We start from the raw sequence: 18,143 nt of genomic DNA, 5'->3' as shown, positions 1-18,143 counted from the left end.
CTCCCGTCGATTGGCTATCTTAATAAACTGAACTACCAGACTTTATCAGCAGTCTCTTTTGGTTTTTTATTATCTCAGGCGAACAGTTTACGTCTTTGCCCCTCAGCATCAGCCGCCCTCAATGCCGCCAGTACATTTTCTGCGCTGATTTCGTGGGGTTCGTTGTGGATAGTTTCTCCCTGACTGCACGAGGCTTCGGCGACTTTCATCAGGTCATCATCACTGACCTGTTTTAGGCCTATATCTTCCAGTGTGGTTGGCAGACCGACATCACGACAGAATTTATATACCGTATCGATCACTTCGGGTTCCCGGTCGGTGAGCATAAGCATTGCCAGTGTGCCAAAGGCGACTTTTTCTCCGTGCCAGTAGCTGTGGGTTTGTGGCAGTACCGTTAAGCCATTATGGATAGCGTGAGCTGCTGCTAAACCGCCACTTTCAAAACCTAATCCGGAGAGCAGAGTGTTGGCTTCAATAACATGTTCCAGAGCCGGGGTGACCTGCTGTTGTTCACAAGCAGATTTAGCCAGCACACCATATTGTAGCAAGGTGTCATAACATAAACGGGCTAAACCATAAGCTGACATTGGGCCAGGGCGCCCGGTCATATTGCCAGCCATTTTTATGCGGCAATCTTCTGCTTCAAACCAGGTTGCTAATGCATCACCAATGCCGGAAACCAGAAAACGTACCGGAGCCTGAGCAATAATTTTTGAATCAACCAGCACCACATCAGGGTTGCGAGGGATCATCATATAGCGTTTGAATTTCCCTTCCTGAGTGTAAATCACCACTAAAGAACTGCATGGCGCATCGGTAGAGGCCAGAGTGGGTACAATAGCAATAGGTAACTTAAGGAATGCGCCGGTTGCTTTGGCGGTATCTAATGTTTTACCCCCGCCAATACCAACGATTACTTCAGCACCGTAGTTTTGTGCCAGTGCAGAAATACGATCGATCTCTTCATCAGAGCATTCGCTGTTAAACACTTCAACCTGACAGGCAATTTTGCCCTCCAGCGCTTTAGCGATGTCATTACCCAGCTTTTGATGAACGACAGGATCTTGCAGAATCAAGGCTTTCTGACCCAGACGCGATAGTTCATCACCTAAACACTTTTCAACCGCCCCTGAACCTTGTACGTAACGACCAGGGAAAATAGCAGTAGTAATCATTTTAGCTCCTTAATAGTGATAAAAATGGTTACCAGTGCTTATTGTTCTTTATGTAGAACTATTGTTCTGCTTGTGGGTATGTTCTTCCTGAAATGATTAGTCGTCAACTTCAAAATGGCGAAAGTTGCGTCAGTTCACAGATATTCAACTTTGGCAATTTACCCCATTGACTCTTTTATGTAGCGCGAGGAATATTGTTCTGCATATTGAATAATTGTTCTGTATGTAGAACAAATTGCGTAACAATGAATAACAAACAACTAACGTACTCGCGTTTTTTATCATTTAGCGGTTGAACCAAGGAACATAGTAATGAGCACAGATTCAAGTAAACCTATTCCTAAAGGGCGCTGGATGCATATCATCCCGGCAACCATTTTGGTCTATATCGTGGCTTATATGGACCGAACCAATATCGCAATTGGTATTGCCGGAGGTATGGATAAAGACTTAGGCATGACGGCGTCATTCGCCGGACTGGTGGCTGGGATTTTCTTTATCGGTTATATCTTCCTGCAAATACCCGGCGGTCATATTGCAGAACGCTACAGCGCTAAGAAATTTATTGCCTGGACAATTGTCGCCTGGGGAGGATTTGCCCTGCTAACCGGCTTTGTGCAAAACCCAACTCAGTTACTGATTATTCGTTTTATTCTTGGGGTAGCTGAAGGTGGGGTATATCCAGCTATTCTGGCGTTAATCGGTCACTGGTTTCCCAATGAAGAGCGGGCCAGAGCCATTGCCTTTTTCCAGATGAATCTGGCGGTTGCCTCAATTATCACAGGCCCGCTATCCGGCTGGTTGATTGAGCTGCACGGCTGGCGAGAAATGTTCATCATTGAAGGGGTACTGTCACTGGCACTGCTGTTTGTCTGGATGCCGTTAGTATCTGACCATCCTCATCAGGCTAAATGGCTGGATCCACGGGAACGTGAGTGGATTGAGAAAAAACTGGCAGAGGATCGTATGGGGGCTTCTGTTGATGATAAAGCCAGCATTAGCACCATTATTCGTAGTCCAAACCTGTGGAAATTGATTGGTATCTACTTCTTTGTTCAGGTCGGGTTCTATGGTTTTGCGCTGTGGATGCCTAACCTGATTAAAAACCTGACCGGTAGTGGTATGACCATGGTGGGTATGCTGACCGCTGCGCCTTATGTACTGTGTATCTTCGGTCAATACTATATCGCTAAGTGGTGTGACAAGACGATGAATCGTCGTCTGTATACCGCGATCCCTCTGGTTGGTTTTGCTATCTGTTTAACCCTTTCTCTGTTACTGAAAGAGAGCATCTGGCTTTCTTATGGTGTCATGGTGCTGTGTGGCTTCTTCTTACAGGCTTATGCAGGTCCATTCTGGACGCTACCACCGTTGCTATTCCCATCCAATGTGTTAGGTGGTGTACGTGGAACCATTAACGCATTAGGTAACCTGGGTGGATTTATTGGTCCATATCTGGTGGGACTGTTAACCATGACAGTTAGTCAGACGGCGGGCATGTTTGTACTGGTCGCCGCCTTAATGATAGCTGTTTTTCTGTTATTTACACTGCCGGCTATTACCGCCCGGCCACCGAAAAAATAATCAGCAATGTCGTGAAGAATTAATCATTAAAGGAACCACAAAATGAAACAGAAATGTCAGGGCGCTCGTGATTTATGGTCGCAGTTAGATGCACTGCGTATGGGAATGAACTACAGCAAAGAAGATACTCAGAAACCCCAGGTACTGATTGATGACTGTTATGGCGAAAGCCATCCGGGAAGCTTCCACCTCAATGAACTGGGCTATGAAACCATGTTAGGGGTTCATGAAAGTGGTGGCCGAGCAGTACGCCATCATGTCACCGACATTTGTGATGGCTGGGGGCAGGGGCATGATGGTATGAACTACATTCTGGCTTCGCGGGAAGCGATAGCCAATATGGTAGAGATTCATGCATCGGTAGTGCCTTATGATGGCGCGGTACTGATTTCCAGCTGTGATAAATCGGTTCCGGCCCATTTGATTGCTGCTGCTCGTCTGGATATGCCATTGATTCATATTCCTGGCGGTTCTATGCGTCCGGCTCCGAATATGAGCACTTCCGATTTAGGCGGGCTGACGGCCAAACTGAAGAAAGGTGAGATTAGCGTGAAGCAGGTAGAAGCGCATCAGCAGTGCGGTTGTCCTACTGCCGGCGCCTGTCAGTTTATGGGAACCGCCAGCACCATGCAGTGTATGTCAGAAGCCTTAGGTATGGCGTTGCCGGGTAGCGCTATTATGCCTTCTACCATGTCAGAGATCCGTCGGGTAGCCCGTGCAGCGGGGCATCAGGCCATGTATCTGGCAGAGAAGAACATCACCTCAGCCAAAATATTAACGCCGGCGGCGTTTGAGAATGCCATTAAAGTACACGCAGCCATTGGCGGTAGCACCAATGCGCTGATCCATTTACCGGCCATTGCCCATGAATTGGGTTGGGAGTTGAAGCCGGAGATCTTTGACCGTATCAACCATGACATCCCTTATCTCACCAATATTCAACCAAGCGGTGAGTACGTGACAGAACTGTTCTGGTTTGCCGGTGGTGTACCGATGATTCAATGGTTACTGCGCGACAAACTGGATCTGGACGTGATGACCGTAACGGGGCGTTCATTGGGGGATAACCTGGACATGTTACAGCAATCCGGTTTCTTTGAACGTAATCAGGGCTATCTGGCTAATCATAAAGTGAAGCCGGAAGAGGTCATCAGAAAGCCGGAGTCAGCCACCAAGAAAGGCTCCATCGCTATTCTAAAAGGCAATATTGCACCGGATGGGGCGGTTATCAAATATGCTGCCTGCCGTGCCGATATGCATCAGCACGTAGGCCCGGCCAAAGTGTTCAATTCAGAGGAAGATGCGCAGCAGGCGATTATTCATAACCGGGTGAATCCGGGGGATGTGCTGTTTATTCGCTACGAAGGCCCTAAAGGTTCCGGCGCACCGGAAATGTTGATGACTACTGATGCCATTGTGTATGACAACCGTCTGGATGGTCGAGTTGCATTGATTACCGATGGTCGTTTCTCCGGTGCGACCAGCGGCCCGTGTGTAGGGCATGTTTCACCGGAAGCGGCTGATGGTGGGCCAATTGCACTGGTGGAAGACGGTGATTTAATCGAAATGGATGTACCAGCCCGTAAGTTGAATATCGTTGGTATTAATGGTGAGCATAAAACGCCGGAGCAGATTGAGGTCGTTATGGCTGAACGTCAGGCTAAGTGGGTACGCCCGGATTATTCTCATCGTAAAGGCGTGTACAAACAGTTTACTGAGCGAGCGGCTTCGTTAATGGCTGGTGCCTATACCAGTTAAGACTCTGTCATCATAACAGGACAAGTAAGGCCTCCGTCGCGGTTAAACGTGACGGAGGCAAAGTAACAGAGATGTAATTCATTAGTAATAAGACAGGATAATACAATGGCTGACCTGAATAAGTTTAGAGGCGTTTTTCCTCCGGTACCGACGATTTTTCATGCGGACGGACAACTGGACACCGTAGGAATGGGGGCGCTGATTGATAAATTAGTCAATGATGGCGTGAATGGTATGTTAATCCTTGGCAGCGGCGGTGAGTTTTGCCATATGCCTAAAGCACAGCGTTTTGAAGTGGCTGAGTTTGCGGTAAAACATATTGCCGGTCGAGTTCCTGTATTATTAGGCATTAGCAGCCCAAGCACTCAGGAAGTGATTGAGTTTGGCCTGCATGCGGATAAGTTGGGAGTAGATGCCGTACTGGTACTGAATCCTTACTATGCATTGCTTAATGAAGAGTATATGTATAACCACTTCCGCACTGTAGCGGAGAGCATTCGTTCTCCGGTTATTTTGTATAACTTCCCGGCATTAACCGGTCAGGATATCAGTGTAAATCTGATTGCGCGCCTGGCAAAAGAAGTCAGCAATATTATCGGCATTAAAGATACCGTAGATAATATCAGTCACGTACGTGAAATTATTAATCAGGTGCGGCCAATAAGCTCGGACTTTGTGGTGTTCTCCGGTTATGACGAATATATGATGGATACCCTGATTATGGGCGGTAATGGTGCTATTCCGGCAACCTCTAACTTTGCATCTCAGATTACCTGTGGAATTTACCGGGCGTTTAAAGCGAAAGATTATGAAACCATGTTTGAACTACAGCGTCAGTTATCGCGTTTATCAACGGTGTATAGTTTAGAGACACCATTCTTTGGTGTGATTAAACAAGCGATTAAACTGTGCGGATTGAATATTTCTACCGAAGTTTTGGCTCCGGTACAGAAACTATCGGAAGAGAAAAAACAGCAATTGATGAAGGTATTGACCTTTGCTGGCATACCTTATCAGGATCGCTAATTTGTCTGTACAGTAAAAATAGTTATTGAGAAAGCAATCAGACTTTCGTCTATTGGCGAAGGTCTGATGTTTTTTTGGGGCGAGATTCAGGCTACTTTAGTTGTTGAGCCAACTGCTGTCCTGCTTCCATCACCAGAGAGGCCAGATATTCTCGTTTATCGTCCGGGATTTGGAAAGCTACTCCGGAGGTACTAATAGCAGCAATCGCCTTGCCCTGCGGGTTAAGCACCGGAACGGCAATGCAGCGAACGCCCTGACTATCCTCTTCATTATCATAGGCCCAGCCGCGCACACGGATCTCAGCCAGCTCGGCTTTCAGTACATTGATATCGGTAATGGTAGTATCAGTAATACGAGTCAGGACTTTATCTTCCGGCAACAGCGCATCTACTTCTTCATCACTTAAATGCGCCATCAGCGCTTTACCTAAACCGGAACTGTATAACGACAAGCGCTTGCCTTCCCAACTGCGGATAATAATCGCCTGTGGGCTTTCCAGTTTAGTCAGATAGATAGGTGACGAACCCTGTAATACCCCTAAATGGCAGGTTAGATTAGTTTTATCGCGTAATGCTGTCAGTACCGGCAGGGCGATTTTTTTGATGTCGTACTGCTCAACGGCTTTATTACCGAGTTCATACAACCGCAGGCCAAGATAGTATTTATCATTCTCCTGGCGCAGCAAACCGTGAGCCACCATGCCGTTGAGCAACGAAGACGTGCTGCTTTTTGCAATGCCAACGCCCTGATAAATCTGGCTAAAGGTGGCACCATTTTTATCAGATAAAAAGTCACAAATACGAACAACTTTATCCAGCGCAGGAATTTGTGTAGTGATTGTTTTCATCGCGGTACTTATACAATAGGCATTGTTAAAGGAGCTGAACAGAATTCAGGGTAGGCTATAGTATAACCAGTATATGGAATTAAATAAAACGGACATGGGAATCAATGGGATATGGGCGCTGTTTCCCGGGGATTTACTAAGGCGAGTTATCGATAATATACAGGGCTTAGTGTTTACCAAGCCCTGTAATAGCAGATCAACCAATGGTCATTAAACTGGCGTTACCACCGGCAGCGGCGGTATTAATGCTTAATGCACGCTCCAGTATCAAACGCTCTAACAGAATGTTGGTATCCCCATGGGCAAACCCCTGTACCGATAATATTGGCCCGTCGCGCTGGGCGATCTGTTCACTAATCAGTTGCAGTTTGTCGCTGTCGCCGTGGTACAACACGCCGTCAAACGCCACTTCGGTATTATGCCAGTCGGCAACAAAGCCGATTTGTGACTGAACCGGCTCCGGCAGGTTTTTATGCAGCGAACGGGTGAAGTTATGATCTACCCACAACACTTTGGAGCCACTGGCTAAAACAGCGGCCAGTTGAATCAACGCGTCCTGTTCTTCATGATGTAAGCACAAAATACGATGGCGTGGCATTAACGCATAGCTGTTGCGTTCACCGGTCGGGCCGGTAAGCAGACGAATGGTTCCCGCCTGAGAATAATTAGCGTAGCTGTCACATAACGCTGCCAGCGGACGATTCTCTTTTTTCAGTGCCCATTCTTTAAATGCATTTAATGGCTGTAATAGTAGCTCTTTGGTGCGAGTATCCACCAGACGTTCCCGATCGCTACGTGACAGCGCTTTAGCAATGGCATCATCCGGGCGATGGGAAAGCAGGCGATATAGATACAGCGGGCCACCGGCTTTAGGCCCGGTTCCGGATAAACCTTCACCACCAAACGGTTGAACGCCAACCACGGCACCAACAATATTTCGATTTACATACAGATTACCCACGGCTGCCCGCTCAGTAATTTTGGCGATGGTCTCGTCGATACGGGTGTGAATACCCATGGTTAATCCGTAACCTGCCGCATTAATTTGCTCGATTAACTGAGAGACATTTTCACGTTGATAACGCACCACATGTAAAACCGGCCCGAACACCTCTTTGGTTAGCTCGTCGAGGCTTTCCAGCTCAATCAAAGTTGGTTGTACGAAGGTGCCTTTTGTCAGCAGGGCGCTATCTGAATGACAGTCAAATGAAGACTGATAAACTTTACGTCCTTTGGAATGCATGGTTTGGATATGCTGTTCAATATTTGTTTTTGCCTGAACATCAATTACCGGGCCGATATCCGTTGATAAACAATCAGGATTACCCATTTTGCATTCACTCATTGCCCCTTTCAGCATGGTGATGGTTTTATCAGCGATCTCTTCCTGCAAGCAGAGAATGCGCAAAGCAGAACAGCGTTGTCCGGCACTATCGAAGGCGGAAGCAACCACATCGTTAACTACCTGTTCAGTCAGGGCTGAGGAGTCTACGATCATGGTGTTTAAGCCACCGGTTTCGGCAATCAGTGGAATGGTGTGGCCTAACGTATCAAGCCTTCCGGATATGTTACGTTGTAATATCATTGCTACTTCGGTTGAACCGGTAAACATGACGCCGCGAATACGTTTATCATTCACCAGTTTGGCGCCAATGGTTTCACCTTTACCGGGCAGGAGTTGAACCGCTCCGGTTGGAATTCCTGCCTGATGCATTAAACGAATCGCCTGAGCCGCAATTAATGGCGTTTGCTCCGCCGGTTTAGCTAATACGGTGTTACCTGCCGCCAGTGCAGCAGCAACCTGACCAGTAAAAATGGCCAGCGGGAAGTTCCACGGGCTAATACATACCACCGGGCCTAAAGGACGATGGGTTTCATTGCTAAAGTCATGCTGTACCAACTCAGCGTAATAGCGCAGGAAGTCGATAGCCTCACGCACCTCAGAAATCGCATTATTAAAGGTTTTTCCAGCCTCTCTGACTAACAGGCCAATCAGTGGTTGCAGCTGGTTTTCCATCAGGGATGCGGTACGGTTTAGCAGTTCTGCCCGCTGCTCTGATGGGGTGGCTGACCAGATAGGCGCAAAGTTCACCGCGCTGTTGAGTGCCTGCTCGACATCCTGTTCAGTTGCCTCTTTGACCCGTCCAACACAGTCGCGATGGTCTGCCGGATTGAACACTTTCTCTGCTGTTAGGTCACTGTTGGTTTCACCGTCAATCATCGGTTCAGCACACCAGGTATGAGACGCGCCAGCTAACAGGGCGGAGGACAGTGAAGCCAGACGCTGCTCATTAGAGAGATCTAACCCGTTAGAATTCAGGCGTACGTTGCCATACAAATTGCGCGGTAATGGAATTTTAGCGTGAGGTTTACCCAATTCACCTTCCGCCACTGACTGCGCTTCAATCACTTTAACCGGATCGGCCACCAGTTCATCGAGAGTGATACTGTGGTCAGCAATACGGTTAACAAAGGAGGTGTTCGCCCCGTTCTCCAGCAGGCGACGCACCAGATAGGCCAGCAGGGTTTCATGAGTACCCACCGGCGCATAAATACGACAAGGGCGTTGTAACTTCCCATCACTGTGTTTACCCACAACGTGATAGTAGAGCGGTTCTCCCATACCGTGCAGGCACTGGAACTCGTACTGGCCAGGATAGTAGTTATGACCAGCCAAATGATAAACTGCCGCTAAGGTATGGGCATTATGAGTAGCAAACTGCGGATAAATTGCCTCCGGTACCGCCAGTAGTTTACGGGCGCAAGCCAGATAAGCGATATCGGTATACACTTTGCGGGTATACACCGGATAGCCCTCAAGCCCGTCGGTTTGTGCGCGCTTGATTTCGCTGTCCCAGTATGCGCCTTTGACTAAACGAATCATCAGGCGATGCTGGCTGCGATGCGCCAGATCGATCAAATAGTCAATCACATATGGGCAACGTTTCTGATAGGCCTGAACCACAAAACCGATACCATTCCAGTTAGCCAGACGCGGTTCAAAGCAGAGTTTTTCCAGTAAGTCTAACGAGATCTCCAACCGGTCAGCTTCTTCGGCATCAATATTCAGACCAATATCATATTGGCGTGCCAGCAGGGTCAGTTCCAGCAGGCGAGGGTAGAGTTCGATCATCACTCGTTCATATTGAGCCCGGCTGTAGCGAGGGTGAAGTGCCGACAGTTTAATAGAGATCCCCGGCCCTTCGTAAACACCACGGCCATTGGCTGCTTTACCGATGGCGTGAATCGCCTGTTGGTAAGAAAAGAGATAGCGTTGAGCATCAGCTTCGGTGAGTGCAGCCTCACCCAGCATGTCATAGGAATAACGAAAACCTTTATCTTCCTGCTTGTGGGCATTGGCTAAGGCTTCAGAAATGGTCTCACCGGTAACAAACTGTTCCCCCATCAGACGCATCGCCATATCCACCCCTTTGCGGATAAGCGGCTCACCACTCTTGCTGATAATTCGATTAAGGGATGAGGAAAGCTGAGACTCATTGTGAGTGGAAACCAGCTTGCCGGTTAACAATAATCCCCAGGTTGCGGCATTAACAAACAGAGAAGGGCTTTGTCCCAAATGGGAGTGCCAGTTACCGTTACTGATTTTGTCACGAATAAGCGCATCACGAGTGGCCTTATCCGGAATACGCAGTAACGCTTCAGCCAGACACATTAACGCCACGCCTTCAGAAGAGGAGAGAGAAAACTCTTGTAGTAATCCCTGAACCATACCGGCACGACCAATGGCAGTTTTTTGCCCGCGTAGTTTTTCGGCTAGTTTGTAGGCGAGCTGGTGTGCTGCATTGCTTTGCTCTGCGTTCAGGCGGGCTTGTTCCAGCAGTCGCGGAATAATTTCGGTTTCCGGCGTACGGTAGGCGGCAGTAATGGCGGCACGGTTAACGGACTGAGGTTGTACGTTTTCAGCAAATTCCAGAAAAGGCTGGCAAGCCTGCTCGGGTTCTGGCTCTGGCAGAGTATCGTCATCTTGCCGGTTGTCCTGGTCATTGGCCGACAGTTCGAAAGGGATATTACCCTGTTCCAGCTGTTCTAAATAATTGAAAATAGCCTGTTTAATCAACCAATGAGGAGTACGGTCCAGGGTTTGGGCCGCTTTTTTTATTCGGTCGCGTGTCGCTTCATCCAGCTTAACGCCCATGGTGGTCATTCCCATTTTGTTTCCTCTACGCCTGTTGTCAAAATCAGGTAGTTATCATTAAGCTTCTCTCGGATCGCTGCAGAATTCAGTTCGAAAGAAGCGTAAAACATCGAAAAATAGATAAATGGTTAGGCTGAATTGAAAATTATCGCTCACTGAGAATAGGCAGTAAAACCTCAATGTTGCAACTTTGTTTTAATATGGTTGCACCTATTATGTGATCTCGATCCATGATGGTGAATAATTCTATTTAAATGCCATTTTTTGGAATATCTGACAGATGCTTGTAATCTATTGATAAGATATGGATAATTTCGGACTTTTGCGCATCACAGTTTGGCAGGGGAATTTTGTTGCAGGCGGAGTAATAATTTTATAAATGTGATCTGCTGTAACATAAATGTAATTTAATTGTTAATTATATTGTTAATCTTTTATTTTGTTGACTAGGATTGTAAGACGCACTGAATCACAGGTGACACTTTAAATTCGCGTTTTAGTTTATGTCGCGCGCTCCGTTTTCTGGCAGTGGTGAAACTTCGGGATAACATCGCTACCGCTTCTGTTTAATCAGAATCGGCTCAGATCCTCCCGCTAGCAGCGACAAACAACGTCAACTGAATATTTTAAAATAATGAAAGTGGAGAGTTGCATGAGCGCCAGCATGCCAATGTTAGTGACCTTTGTGGTCTATATCGTGGGAATGATTGTTATTGGATTAGCGGCCTATCGGGCAACTAATAACTTTGGTGATTACATTCTGGGTGGCCGTCGTCTGGGGAGTTTTGTTACCGCATTATCTGCCGGTGCTTCAGACATGAGCGGTTGGCTATTAATGGGTTTACCGGGAGCGGTTTATCTGTCGGGTATTTCAGAAAGCTGGATTGCTATAGGTTTAACCATTGGTGCTTACCTGAACTGGCGTATTGTTGCCGGTCGTTTACGGGTACATACCGAGATTAACCATAATGCATTAACACTACCGGATTATTTCACCACTCGCTTTGAAGACAAAAGTCGTATTTTAAGAATTTTTTCTGCGGTAGTAATTTTGATTTTCTTCACTATTTACTGCGCTTCCGGAGTGGTTGCGGGTGCCCGACTGTTCGAAAGTACCTTCGATATGGACTATGGAACCGCATTATGGGTTGGCGCGGCGGCAACTATAGCCTATACCTTTATAGGAGGGTTTCTTGCTGTTAGCTGGACAGATACCGTTCAGGCGTCGTTGATGATATTTGCGTTGATTCTGACCCCGGTGATGGTAATTATCGCGGTGGGTGGTATCGATAGCTCAATGATTGTGATTGCAGCGAAAAATCCGGAATACCTGGATATGTTTAAAGGTTTGAACTTTGTCGCCATTCTCTCACTGTTAGGTTGGGGATTAGGTTACTTTGGGCAGCCACATATTCTGGCGCGCTTTATGGCAGCAGACTCTCACCACGTGATTCACAATGCCCGCCGTATCAGTATGACCTGGATGATTTTTTGTCTGGGTGGCGCAGTGGCGGTTGGCTTCTTTGGTATTGCGTTCTTCTCCAATAACCCGACCTTGGCAGGGAATGTGAGTGAAAACGGCGAGAGGGTGTTTATTGAGCTGGCTAAATTATTATTCAACCCATGGATTGCCGGTATTCTTTTGTCGGCTATTCTGGCGGCGGTGATGAGTACTTTGAGTTGCCAACTGTTAGTGTGTTCCAGTGCATTAACCGAAGATTTCTATAAGGCATTCCTGCGTAAAAATGCCAGTCAAAATGAGCTGGTGTGGGTAGGTCGTCTGATGGTATTGCTGGTTGCGGTGATTGCGATTGTGTTAGCCGCTAACCCGGATAATCGGGTATTAGGTCTGGTGGCTTATGCCTGGGCAGGTTTTGGTGCCGCTTTTGGCCCAGTGATCCTGCTATCAGTCATCTGGTCAGGCATGACAAGAAATGGTGCGTTGGCTGGTATGGTGGTTGGTGCGGCAACGGTATTGATTTGGAAACAGTACGGGTGGTTTAACCTGTATGAAATTATTCCGGGCTTTATCTTTGCTTCTATTGCCATTGTCATTTTCAGCAAGATTGGCAGCCAGCCAACAGAGAAAATGATTGCTCGCTTTAATGAAGCTGAAAAAGAGTTTCAGAGCGAAAAAGAATAATTCATTGATGTGCTTTATTTATGGCGCCAGATGGCGCCATTTTTTTATTCAAAATATCCGTTATTTATCTCTAATTGGCATATAGATGTCGGTGATCAGATCGGCTTCCGGTGTATCGTAAGGACTATTAATATAAATTTCGAACGGTGGCTGGTCTGCACACTCATAACCACTGTCAGGCAGCCATTGGCCATAGAAGGTATTGTAAGCCTGTTCCAGTGTGTTATAGGGGCCCGTATGACGGTATCGTGCATAGCGTCCTGCGGCCAGCTTAATGGTACGAATGTTTTTATCTTCCGGCTCTTTTTCCAGCGGCTGAATAAACTGAATACAGGCATCTGACTGACACTTCTCCGGTGCGGTAGTAATAGGGTCGTCATAGTAGATACCGATACCGTATTTTCCCTGTGCTTCAAGATGATTGGCGGTAACCCATTGCCATAATTGATGGAATGCCTGCTGAATGCCGGTATAGGGGCCAATATGCCTTACGCCATAAACAATAACGTCTTCCCGGGTTTCGATAGTGATATTCATTTTAATGATCTCCGTACAGATTGGGGGATAGATTGAAACAGGAGTTTGACAATCAGGTTGTGTTCCCGCCTTACGATATTGGGCAGGGGATAAAGCAAACTGATGTTTAAAAGCGCGCGAGAAAGACTGAGGCGTTTCATATCCGGCTTCCATCGCGATATGGGTAATAGGAAGTGAGCCGCGGGCAATCTGAGCGGCTGCCCGATCCAGGCGCAATCGGCGATGAGTATCCGCCACGGTTTCTCCCATTAAGGCAGCATAAATACGGTGAAAGTGGTACAGAGAAAATGCGGATGCTTTTGCCAGCGTAGCGATATCTACCGGTTCATCTAACGATGCGGCGATCAGGCGATGAACCCGTTGAACCCGGCGACGATAATTTTGTTCAGTTTTGGACTTCCGCATAACGTATTGTTCCATTTAGTATTTATAATTCCTGAGGGGGATTATAACGAGGGCGAAGTGGAATACTTATCATGGATTGCGGAAAATTGGTTATTTTTTGTTTGATGTGAGATGGGTACGAAAGGGAGAACGTTGAGGCAATGATAATTTTTAAAACCTCAGCGTGTCATGCATATGAAGAGGATACAAAAATGACTAAGAAAGCAAACTGGTTCGATAACGTTGAAAATCGCACTCATCCGTGGCCAGGATTAACCTGGCTGACGGCTGCACTTTGTGTTCCTGATGTCAGAAAGGCCATTGATTTTTATACTAATACTATGAATATGGTGGCCATTGCTGAACTGGAAGATGATGATGGCACCATGCTGTTTGCAAGAATCAGATACAGAGGCACTAACTTTACACTTAACAAGGAACACTGGGATTCAGACCTTCTTAGTCCGTTATCATCAGGGCAGGCACCTGCGTTTATGTTTTATTTGTACGTAGATGATGTAGAACAGCTGATGGAAGCCATGGTTGATGATGGGGCAACGGTTTTGGCTGCGCCGGATAAGATGTTTTGGAGCGATTTGAAGGCCAGAGTGAAAGATCCTTTTGGCTATATCTGGGATATTGCACAAAAGCTGTAAAACATAAAGATTGCTACAAATGTTTATCAGTAGCTTACACCAGTCAATAAATAACAGACTAATAAAATAGCCACATGTTACTGATATAAATAAACATGTGGCTTATAGATTGGCATTTTTATGGTATCCGTTTACTTCCCCGTCACCGGAAAATAAAGGTCAGTTATCAGCTCGTCTTCCGGCGTTTCCATTGGATTATTTCGATACACTTCAAACGATGGCTGGTCGGTTTTCCGGAAGTCACTGGCAGGCAACCAGTTGTTATAAAACTCGTTATAAACCGGCTCCAGCGCAGAGTAAGGGCCGATATGACGATAGGTGGCGTAGCATCCACCGCTTATTAAGACGGGTCTGACAATTTCAGAGAGCTGTTGGTTTGACAGAGAATGTTCAAACTGTAAACAAGCATCGGAACGGCACTGTTCAGGGGCTTTAACTTTTGGGTTGTCGTGGTAAATAGCAATTGCCGACCTAACCTGACTGGTGAGATCTTCCGCCAGTGCCCAGTCCCAAAGTGCATTAAATGCCTTATGAATTTCAGGATAAGGGCCACAGTGTCTGATACCGTAAACAGTGATCGTTTCCCGGTTTTCGATGGTGATATTCATAGCGTATCCCTAAGATTATTCAATCAATGGTAGCAAAGTTAACCACACTAATAGCGTATTTGGATAGAAATCAATGTGCTGTTAAAAATATAGCTCAGTTGCATCTTCACGGTTTATTCATCAGGGTTAATCCTGATGAACGTTACTACTAATAAACGCAATAACGCTTTCGTTGTCTGCCAGAGTCATTTCCCTGGGAATACCGATGTATCCCTCATCGGTAAAAATAAAAATATATTTGTCATGAGTGATGACGGATTTAACAAAGCTCCATTTAAGAGCAATAACGAACTGTGCGCGAATTTGGTTGATACCATGTTCACCAATCTCAATGATTTCATTGTGTTTTGATGGAGCTGCTTGAAGGTGTTTTTTCACTTTTTGGGATAGGCAAAAGTTATAACGAATACCTTCAAAATAGATACCGAATATGAACGCTAAGGCCAGTTTAACCCAGAGATCATAGCGTTCGGGGATCCCATCCCACATCATAGCGACCACAATTAAACAGAAGTAGAAAATAACATTAGCAATACGTTGGAAAATACTCCGACGTTTATTGCTATTTAATACCAGAAACAGACGCGCAGCTTCCTTGTGCTCACGGTAGGGCATTGCCGGGATGGTATATCTGAATTTTACCGTGCCAATATTTCCATCAAATACATCTGATTTATCAGTCATTCCTGTTATTTCCGCGGGTAAAAAAATCCCCTGTCGAAACAGGGGAGTTAATTGCAAAATAATACCACAATATGTTCTGGTTATAGCTTCGTAGGCTTAATTTCCCAAATCTCTTCGGCATACTCCTGAATGGTACGGTCAGAGGAGAAGTAGCCCATATTGGCAATATTCAGTGCTGCTTTACGTGCCCAGAGGTTTGGTTTGCGATAAAGTTTATCCACCTCGTCGTGCATATCCACATAAGAGCGATAATCCGCCAACAGTTGATAGTAATCACCAAAGTTAACCAGTGAATCAAACAGAGCACCGTAGCGATGAGGATCTTCAGGATTAAACACCCCGGTAGCAATTTGATTTAATACCTGATTCAGCTCCATATCTTCTTCGTAGATTTTACGCGGGTCGTAGCCATGGGCTCGCAGCATTTCAACCTGTTCGGTGGTGTTACCGAAAATAAAGATATTCTCATCACCGACATGTTCTTTCATTTCCACGTTAGCGCCATCGAGGGTGCCGATGGTTAAAGCACCGTTCATGGCGAACTTCATGTTACTGGTGCCGGATGCTTCTGTTCCCGCCAGAGAGATTTGTTCTGACAGATCGGCAGCCGGAATGATCATCTGCGCCAGACTCACACTGTAGTTAGGAATAAATACCACTTTCAGCTTGTTCTTGATGCGCGCATCGTTGTTAATCACTTTAGCCACGTCATTGATCAGATGAATAATCAGCTTAGCGTTAACATATGATGAGGCGGCTTTTCCGGCAAAAATAACCGCTTTAGGTACCCAGTCGGCATCCGGAGATTGCAAAATGCGGTTATAACGAGTGATAACCTGTAGCAAATTAAGTAACTGACGTTTGTACTCATGGATTCGCTTAATCTGCACATCAAACAGCGCATTAGGATTAAGAATCACATTAAGGTTTTCAGCGACATACTCCGCCAGCTTTTTCTTGTTTTGCAATTTAGCCTGTTTGATTTGGTCAATAAAGGCCGGGAAATCGATGGCTTCATTCAGATAAGAGAGCTTACTCAGATCGGTGCGCCAGGTTTTATCGATGGTTTTATCCAACAGTTCGGAAAGAGGGCGGTTAGCCAGCCCTATCCAGCGTCTTGGCGTTACGCCATTGGTTTTGTTACAGAAATGGTGAGGGAATATCTTAGCAAAATCGGCAAACAGTGATTTCACCATTAGTTCGGAATGCAGCGCCGAAACCCCATTGACCTTATGACCACCAATAACTGCCAGCCATGCCATTCTTATCCGGCGGCCGTTAGATTCATCAATCAGTGATACACGGCTTAATAAACCCGGATCGTCCGGATAGTGCTCTTTAACCACATTCAGGAAGTATTCGTTAATTTCAAAAATGATTTGCAAGTGACGAGGCAGAATTTTGCCCATCATATCCACCGGCCAGGTCTCCAGCGCTTCACTCATCAGCGTATGGTTGGTATAAGAGAAGATACGAATCGTCATCTCCCAGGCATCTTCCCATTTGAAATTGTGATTATCGATCAACAAACGCATTAGTTCAGGAATGGCCAGAACCGGGTGAGTATCATTCAGGTGAATGGCGACCTTCTCCGCCAGATTGTCGTAGGTTTCATAGGCCAGCCAGTGGCTGTGCAGAATATCCTGCAGCGTGGCGGAAACCAAAAAGTACTCCTGACTTAAACGCAGCTCGCGGCCTGATGAGGTAGAGTCGTTAGGGTAGAGTACCCGGGATACGTTCTCTGAATTGTTCTTATCTTCTACCGCAGCAAAATAGTCGCCCTGATTAAACTTACCTAAGTTAATTTCGTTACTGGCACGTGCTGACCATAAACGCAGAGTATTGGTAGCATCCGTATCATAACCAGGAATAATCTGGTCGTAGGCGCAGGCCAGAATCTCTTCGGTTTCTACCCAATGAGACGTTTTACCTTCGGTTTGCACTCGACCACCAAAGAACACTTTATAGCGGATGTTGTGGCGTGGAAATTCCCAGGCATTGCCGTATTCCAGCCAGTTATCCGGAGATTCCGCTTGCTGACCGTCAACGATGTTTTGTTTAAACATGCCATATTCATAACGAATGCCGTAACCGCGAGCGGGCAGACCCAGTGTCGCCAGAGAATCCAGGAAGCAGGCGGCCAGACGACCCAAACCACCGTTACCCAGACCCGGATCATCCTCTTCATTAATTAACTGCTCGAGATTGAAGCCCATGCTATCAAGAGCCTGAGCCAGATCGTCATAGATACCCAGATTTAAAAGCGAGTTAGACAACGTTCTGCCAATCAAAAATTCCATCGACAGGTAAGAGACGCGACGACCAGACTGGGAGAAATGTGCGCGAGTAGAGCGCAGCCAGCGTTCAACCATCAGGTCTCGTACGGAAAATGAGATAGCATTTAACCAGTCATGCTCTGTGGCCAGCGCCGGTTCTTTACCAATGACAAACTTCAATTTTTCTTGAATGGAATTTTTTAGATTCCGGATGCGTTCTTCGGGTGTTTCAAAATTAAATTGTGAAGACATAGGTTTCGTCCATATTGTGGATGTGTCAGCGTTAAGGGCAAATCCATTTTTTGCCAG

Annotated in this window: 12 protein-coding genes; 5 read left to right on the top strand and 7 right to left on the bottom strand. The window is 46.4% G+C overall.

Translation table 11 applies throughout. The features are described from left to right. Positions 1-74: 74 nt before the first annotated feature. A complete protein-coding gene (locus I2494_RS03160; protein ID WP_218465457.1) occupies positions 75-1,175 on the bottom strand; it encodes a glycerol dehydrogenase in 1,101 nt (366 codons plus the stop codon). Positions 1,176-1,487: 312 nt separating this feature from the next. On the opposite strand from I2494_RS03160, the gene I2494_RS03155 reads away from it, so the two are divergent. From I2494_RS03155 to I2494_RS03145, 3 genes are all read left to right on the top strand, one after another. Beyond that, entirely contained in the window at positions 1,488-2,759 is a 1,272-nt protein-coding gene (locus I2494_RS03155; RefSeq protein ID WP_218465458.1) for an MFS transporter, read from the top strand. Positions 2,760-2,801: 42 nt separating this feature from the next. Continuing rightward, positions 2,802-4,517, top strand: coding sequence for a dihydroxy-acid dehydratase (gene ilvD, locus I2494_RS03150; protein WP_218465459.1), 1,716 nt, complete (start codon positions 2,802-2,804; stop codon positions 4,515-4,517). Positions 4,518-4,622: 105 nt separating this feature from the next. After that, the gene (locus tag I2494_RS03145; protein WP_218465460.1) at positions 4,623-5,543 is read left to right on the top strand and encodes a dihydrodipicolinate synthase family protein; all 921 of its coding nucleotides are present in this window, start codon (positions 4,623-4,625) and stop codon (positions 5,541-5,543) included. A 91-nt stretch (positions 5,544-5,634) separates the two neighbouring features. Here I2494_RS03145 and I2494_RS03140 read toward each other — a convergent pair whose 3' ends face one another. Next, the gene (locus I2494_RS03140; protein WP_218465461.1) at positions 5,635-6,390 is read right to left on the bottom strand and encodes an IclR family transcriptional regulator; all 756 of its coding nucleotides are present in this window, start codon (positions 6,388-6,390) and stop codon (positions 5,635-5,637) included. A 196-nt stretch (positions 6,391-6,586) separates the two neighbouring features. Further along, complete coding sequence (gene putA / locus I2494_RS03135) at positions 6,587-10,561, bottom strand: trifunctional transcriptional regulator/proline dehydrogenase/L-glutamate gamma-semialdehyde dehydrogenase (protein ID WP_218465462.1); 3,975 nt, start codon at positions 10,559-10,561, stop codon at positions 6,587-6,589. 637 nt (positions 10,562-11,198) lie between these two features. On the opposite strand from putA, the gene putP reads away from it, so the two are divergent. Continuing rightward, positions 11,199-12,689 (top strand): sodium/proline symporter PutP, encoded by a 1,491-nt coding sequence (putP, locus tag I2494_RS03130; protein ID WP_130591663.1) that lies wholly within the window; start codon positions 11,199-11,201, stop codon positions 12,687-12,689. Positions 12,690-12,749: 60 nt separating this feature from the next. Here putP and I2494_RS03125 read toward each other — a convergent pair whose 3' ends face one another. Further along, positions 12,750-13,631, bottom strand: coding sequence for an AraC family transcriptional regulator (locus I2494_RS03125; protein ID WP_218465463.1), 882 nt, complete (start codon positions 13,629-13,631; stop codon positions 12,750-12,752). A gap of 191 nt (positions 13,632-13,822) precedes the next feature. Here I2494_RS03125 and I2494_RS03120 point away from each other — a divergent pair, with 191 nt between their 5' ends. Next, positions 13,823-14,266: a VOC family protein gene (locus I2494_RS03120; protein WP_218465464.1), complete on the top strand. Its 444-nt coding sequence runs from the start codon at positions 13,823-13,825 to the stop codon at positions 14,264-14,266. Between the two features lie 131 nt (positions 14,267-14,397). Here the strand turns inward: I2494_RS03120 and I2494_RS03115 are convergent, their stop codons facing one another. The 3 genes from I2494_RS03115 to glgP form a co-directional block, all read right to left on the bottom strand. Next, positions 14,398-14,874: an AraC family transcriptional regulator gene (locus I2494_RS03115; protein ID WP_218465465.1), complete on the bottom strand. Its 477-nt coding sequence runs from the start codon at positions 14,872-14,874 to the stop codon at positions 14,398-14,400. A gap of 126 nt (positions 14,875-15,000) precedes the next feature. Then, positions 15,001-15,558, bottom strand: a complete 558-nt coding sequence (locus I2494_RS03110) for a hypothetical protein (RefSeq protein WP_218465466.1) — start codon at positions 15,556-15,558, stop codon at positions 15,001-15,003. Positions 15,559-15,638: 80 nt separating this feature from the next. Beyond that, on the bottom strand, positions 15,639-18,086 hold the full coding sequence (gene glgP, locus I2494_RS03105) for a glycogen phosphorylase (protein ID WP_218465467.1): 2,448 nt from the start codon (positions 18,084-18,086) through the stop codon (positions 15,639-15,641). Positions 18,087-18,143: the final 57 nt, after the last annotated feature.

Origin of the sequence: Limnobaculum allomyrinae, from assembly GCF_016649425.1 — a bacterium.
Lineage (GTDB): Bacteria > Pseudomonadota > Gammaproteobacteria > Enterobacterales > Enterobacteriaceae > Limnobaculum > Limnobaculum allomyrinae.
This window is presented reverse-complemented; position numbering and strand designations above follow the sequence as displayed.

Coding starts and splice junctions, on each gene's coding strand:
- I2494_RS03140 (WP_218465461.1), bottom strand. CDS start 6,390: ATGAAAACAATCACTACACAAATTCCTGCGCTGGATAAAGTTGTTCGT.
- ilvD (WP_218465459.1), top strand. CDS start 2,802: ATGAAACAGAAATGTCAGGGCGCTCGTGATTTATGGTCGCAGTTAGAT.
- I2494_RS03125 (WP_218465463.1), bottom strand. CDS start 13,631: ATGCGGAAGTCCAAAACTGAACAAAATTATCGTCGCCGGGTTCAACGG.
- I2494_RS03120 (WP_218465464.1), top strand. CDS start 13,823: ATGACTAAGAAAGCAAACTGGTTCGATAACGTTGAAAATCGCACTCAT.
- I2494_RS03160 (WP_218465457.1), bottom strand. CDS start 1,175: ATGATTACTACTGCTATTTTCCCTGGTCGTTACGTACAAGGTTCAGGG.
- I2494_RS03110 (WP_218465466.1), bottom strand. CDS start 15,558: ATGACTGATAAATCAGATGTATTTGATGGAAATATTGGCACGGTAAAA.
- putA (WP_218465462.1), bottom strand. CDS start 10,561: ATGGGAATGACCACCATGGGCGTTAAGCTGGATGAAGCGACACGCGAC.
- glgP (WP_218465467.1), bottom strand. CDS start 18,086: ATGTCTTCACAATTTAATTTTGAAACACCCGAAGAACGCATCCGGAAT.
- I2494_RS03115 (WP_218465465.1), bottom strand. CDS start 14,874: ATGAATATCACCATCGAAAACCGGGAAACGATCACTGTTTACGGTATC.
- putP (WP_130591663.1), top strand. CDS start 11,199: ATGAGCGCCAGCATGCCAATGTTAGTGACCTTTGTGGTCTATATCGTG.
- I2494_RS03145 (WP_218465460.1), top strand. CDS start 4,623: ATGGCTGACCTGAATAAGTTTAGAGGCGTTTTTCCTCCGGTACCGACG.
- I2494_RS03155 (WP_218465458.1), top strand. CDS start 1,488: ATGAGCACAGATTCAAGTAAACCTATTCCTAAAGGGCGCTGGATGCAT.